The following is a 4494-nucleotide window of genomic DNA, read 5'->3' as shown; positions in this document are numbered from 1 at the left end:
GGCGTCCGTGAGGGTGTCGGCGAAGCGTCGGTAGGGGTACGTGCAGGCCAGGACATTGAGCCGCGAAACATAGTCTTTTGGGGTGCCGACGCCGTCGGTTCGTGCGGAAGGCAACATCTGCGGCAGCGCTATGCGCGAGCTGTCGCAGGACCCTGCGCGGTCGAAGACCCTGGGCATGTACGGAACCTTCATGCGCGAGAACCGGGAGATCCCATCCTTGCCCGCCGCGGTGATCGTGCGGTGGGCCGTTCGGGGAACGCCAAGGCGGTACGCCCGAGATGAACGAGGGTGGGAAGTCAGACGGTCCCGTAGTACCTGCGAAGCGGCCGAACAATGCCGGTGATGCGGCGGCGGAGGCGGTGGAGGGAAGGGGATCGGCCAAGGGGAACACGGCCAGCAAACCACGTCCCGCACGCAGCGGCGGAGATGACGTGCCACATGCCCTGGGCCGTGTGCGCGAAGCAGCGCGAAAGGACAGCAAGGCGAGGCTCACGGCGCTGCTACACCATGTGACCGTCGACCGTCTGCGGGCGGCCTATCGGGCGATCAACCCGAGTGCCGCGTTCGGGGTGGATGAGGTCACCTGGCAGGACTACGGCACGGACCTGGAGGACAACCTTCGGGATCTGCATGACCGTGTCCACCGTGGCAGCTACCGGGCGAAGCCGTCTCGTCGGACCTACATCCCCAAACCGGATGGGCGGCAACGCCCGCTCGGGATCGCGTCGTTGGAGGACAAGATCGTCCAGCGCGCGGTTGTGGAGGTGCTCAACGAGGTCTACGAGCAGGACTTCCTCGGCTTCTCGTACGGGTTTCGACCTGGACGCGGCCCGCATGATGCGTTGGACGCGCTCGCGGTCGGAATCACCCGCAAGAAGGTGAACTGGGTGCTTGACGCGGACATCCGCGACTTTTTCTCCAGCCTCGATCGGGGTTGGATGAGAAGGTTTCTCGAGCACCGGATCGCGGACAAGAGAGTCCTGCGGCTGATCGATAAGTGGTTGAACGCAGGCATCATCGAGGACGGTAGATGGTCGGATGACGGGCAGGGCACACCGCAGGGAGCGTCGGTCTCACCGCTGCTCGCCAACGTGTACCTGCACTACGCGTTCGACACCTGGGCCCATGATTGGCGCAAACGCTGCACGCGCGGTGACGTGGTCATCGTGCGCTTCGCGGATGACGTCACCGTCGGGTTCGAGTACGAGAGTGATGCGCGACGCTTCCAGGCTGAACTGGCCGAAAGGCTGGCGAAGTTTAACCTGGACCTGTCGGCGGACAAGACCCGGCTGGTCGAGTTCGGACGGTTCGCCGCCGAGCGTCGACGCAGACGTGGGCTTGGACGCCCGGAGACCCTCACGTTCCTGGGGTTCGTGCACATCTGTTCGACCACACGGGCCGGGAGGTTTCAGCTCAAGCGCACCACCATCGCCAAGCGGACGCACGCCAAGCTTCACGACATCAAGGTGAAGCTCAAACGGAAGATGCATCTGCCCATCGACGAGCAGGGGGCATGGCTGGCCAGCGTGGTGCGCGGCTACTTCGCGTACTACGCGGTGCCAACCAACAGCCGTGCCATGGCTCGGTTCCGGTTCAAGGTGGTTCGGCTCTGGTATCGGGCGCTCAAGCGCCGCAGCCAGCGCACCCGCCTGAACTGGGAATGAACGCATGAGCCGGCTTGCGGCTCGATGGCTACCTCCGGTCCGCATCCAGCATCCCTGGCCCGACGCGCGCTTCGACGTTCGCACCCAAGGTAGGAGCCCAGTGCGGTAGTTCCGCACGCTGGGATCTGTGCGGGGGGCCGCCCGCAAGGGCGGTCCCTACCGCGATCTTCGACGGGGTGCCACATCAGACCCAGGCCCCGATTCGTCCGGGTGGCAGGTACACGCATCGACTGATCTTCCCGGACGCCGGTCTGTACTGGTACCACCCCCATATCCGTGAGGACTACGCGCAGGAGCTCGGGTTGTACGGCAACGTCATCGTCGAGCCCGCCGATGCGTCGTACTGGCCGGCGGTCGACCGCGAGATCGTGCTCACCCTTGATGACATCCTCATCGAGGACGGCGCCATCGCCCCGTTCGACCCTCGCGGGGCGACGTTCACGACGATGGGCCGCTACGGCAACGTCCTGCTGATCGGCGGTGCGACCCATCAGCGGTTCGTCGCTCGGCGGGGTGAGGTCGTACGGCTGTATCTGACGAACACCGCGAACACGCGGGTGTTCAAGGTCGCCCTGCCTGGTGTGCGTATGAAGTTGGTGGGGGCGGATGCGGGCCGGTATGAGCGTGAGGTGTGGGTCGACGCGGTCGTTGTCGCGCCCTCGGAACGCGCGATCGTCGACATGCGCTTCGATGAGCCGGGCGCCGTCCCGCTGCAGCACCTGACGCCCGGCCGCACCTACGAGCTTGGCGTGTTCGACGTCGCCGACGAGGCAACGTCGGCGGCGGTCGGCTCGTTCGAGCGCCTGCGGGTCAGCGCGGAGATGGTCGCCGAGCGTGAGCGGGTGGCGCGGTACATGCTCGCGCCACCCGACAAGATCCTGGCGCTGATCGCCGAGATGGACACCGAAGACACTGACATCGACGGTCCAGTCGTGTACTTCTGTCCGATGCATCCCGACGTCGTGCGCAACGAGGCAGGGTCGTGTCCGCGATGCGGGATGAAGCTGCTGCCACGGGCCGCCGGGTCGGAACCGGACGGTGCGGGTGCGCATGGGCATCACCACGACGACGAGGCGATGGAGGGCGGCATCGAGTGGGAGGACCTCATGCTCGAGGTCAACCGCACCACGAACACGTCGAACATGCGGTGGAAGGTCGTGGACCGCGCGACCAGCGCGGAGAACGCGGCCATCGACTGGAGCTTCGCCTCCGGCGAACAGGTAAAGATCCGGATCGTCAACGAGATGGAGTCCGACCACCCCATGCACCACCCGTTTCACATCCACGGCGAGCGGTTCCTGGTGCTCACCCGGGACGGCGAGGCCGAACCGAACCTGGTGTGGAAAGACACCGTCCTGATCCCGACGGGCCAGGTCGTCGACATCCTGATGGACGCGTCGAACCCCGGTCTGTGGATGGCGCAATGCCACATCGCGGAACACCTGGAGGCGGGGATGATGTTCAGCTTCCGCGTCCGGCCGCGCGGATGAACAGCCGCGACCGCACGCCGAGGTGCCAGACGTTGGTGATGACGATCCCGAGCCTGTCGTCTCGTGTCGGCGTGCGTCTGGTCAGCCAACGCATCTCCGACGTCCCCGGCGTGGTCGCGCTCGCCGCCGATCTCGCAGCCAGGACCGTGACGGTCCACGGTGACGTGACGATCGAGGCCGTCAGCGATGCCGTAGCGGCAGCCGGCTACGCCGTCAGTGAGGTCCCGGCGTGACGGCCTCGACATCGGGGCGGTCGAGGGCACCCGGCGGTCGGCCGTGCGCGACCCGCAGTTGCTGCGCGTCGCGCAGGAGACGGTCGCGCTCGCAGTCGTGCCCATCCTGGCTCGCGGCGCGGGCGCGTTGTTCGAGGATCGACGCCGCGATACCCGCGTCGGCGAGCCGCCCCGCAAGCGTCTCGGCGTCGTCGAGCTCCGCGCGCGCCTGGTCGGTCGCGTAGTCGTCCAGGTGGGTCGCGGCCAACCCCGTGTGCGCGCGGGCGAGGCCCTTGACGAACTCCGAGCCACGCGCGAACGCGAGCGCACGATCGTAGTGCTCCGCAGCCCGTTGCCTCTCGCCGCGCAGGCGATGCGCGCCCGCGCGCCCGAGGTTCGCCATCGCCAGGAGCGTGTCGTTGCCGAGATCGCGGGCGGTGCGTTCACACTCGTCGAGCCACGGTCGGGCGGCGTCGGGGTCGCCTCGGTCCAACGCGGCTTCGGCGAGTTCGGACGCGGCGCGGGCGAGGTTGTTCGGCAACGCGCCGTCGCGGCCGAGCTCGACGGCGCGCGCGAGGATGTCCTCGGCGGCGTCGAGACGTCCTGCGACACGCAGGCCTTAGCCGAGGTGCAGCATGACCGCGGAGCGGCCCCAGTCGTCGTCGAGCTGATCGAACGCCTGCTCGGCCCGCCGACCCAGCGCCAGCGCGTCGTCGACGTCGCCGTGGTGGAGGCGGATCTCCATCTCGACGAAGTCGGCGAGCGCCACGCTCCAGGCGTCTCCGTGGCTGCGCAGGGTCGTGCGGGCCTGCTCGACCCGCGTCAACGAGGCAGTCGGGTCGGGCTGCGCGACGCCCTCCACTCCTGCGAGCAGTTCCGCGGTGGCCGCTCCGACCGGATCGCCCGTTGCCTGGCAGAGTCCCGCGGCGGTCTCGGCAGTGTGGAAGCCCTCGTCGGAGGGGTGGACGATGCACCCGACGGGGCGGACGGTCAGCGACAGCGCGAGCAGTGCTCGGGCGCGCGCGGGACCCGACGCGCCGGCTGGCTCGTCGAGCGTCGTTCGCAGGTACGCGGTGCCGTCGGTCTGGCGGCCGACGTACCAGTACCAGCCCAGCGCGCCGCCGAGTC

At 68.1% G+C, this 4494-nt stretch carries 5 protein-coding genes and 1 pseudogene; 3 read left to right on the top strand and 3 right to left on the bottom strand.

The features are described from left to right. The coding region (locus VK923_12765; protein ID HSJ45548.1) for a hypothetical protein at positions 1–192 on the bottom strand (192 nt) is incomplete at its 3' end. Positions 193–278: 86 nt separating this feature from the next. Between VK923_12765 and ltrA the strand changes: the two are divergent. From ltrA to VK923_12750, 3 genes and pseudogenes are all read left to right on the top strand, one after another. Beyond that, positions 279–1773: pseudogene (gene ltrA / locus VK923_12760) on the top strand (group II intron reverse transcriptase/maturase). Continuing rightward, complete coding sequence (locus tag VK923_12755) at positions 1679–3154, top strand: multicopper oxidase domain-containing protein (GenBank protein ID HSJ45547.1); 1476 nt, start codon at positions 1679–1681, stop codon at positions 3152–3154. Before ltrA ends, VK923_12755 begins: the two are co-directional and overlap by 95 nt. A gap of 38 nt (positions 3155–3192) precedes the next feature. After that, positions 3193–3387 (top strand): cation transporter, encoded by a 195-nt coding sequence (locus VK923_12750; GenBank protein HSJ45546.1) that lies wholly within the window; start codon positions 3193–3195, stop codon positions 3385–3387. Here the strand turns inward: VK923_12750 and VK923_12745 are convergent. Continuing rightward, positions 3368–3907 carry a hypothetical protein gene (locus VK923_12745; protein ID HSJ45545.1) on the bottom strand — a complete coding sequence of 180 codons (540 nt, stop codon included), beginning with the start codon at positions 3905–3907 and terminating at the stop codon, positions 3368–3370. The two genes, VK923_12750 and VK923_12745, sit on opposite strands and share 20 nt — an antisense overlap. 78 nt (positions 3908–3985) lie before the next feature. After that, a partial coding sequence (locus VK923_12740) for a hypothetical protein (protein ID HSJ45544.1) occupies positions 3986–4494 on the bottom strand: 509 nt, incomplete at its 5' end.

The sequence above is a fragment of the Euzebyales bacterium genome, assembly GCA_035461305.1.
In the GTDB taxonomy this organism is placed as follows: Bacteria; Actinomycetota; Nitriliruptoria; order Euzebyales; family JAHELV01; genus JAHELV01.
Note: the sequence above shows the minus strand (reverse complement) of the source record. Positions and strands in the feature narration are given on the sequence as shown.

Coding starts and splice junctions, on each gene's coding strand:
- VK923_12750 (HSJ45546.1), top strand. CDS start 3,193: ATGACGATCCCGAGCCTGTCGTCTCGTGTCGGCGTGCGTCTGGTCAGC.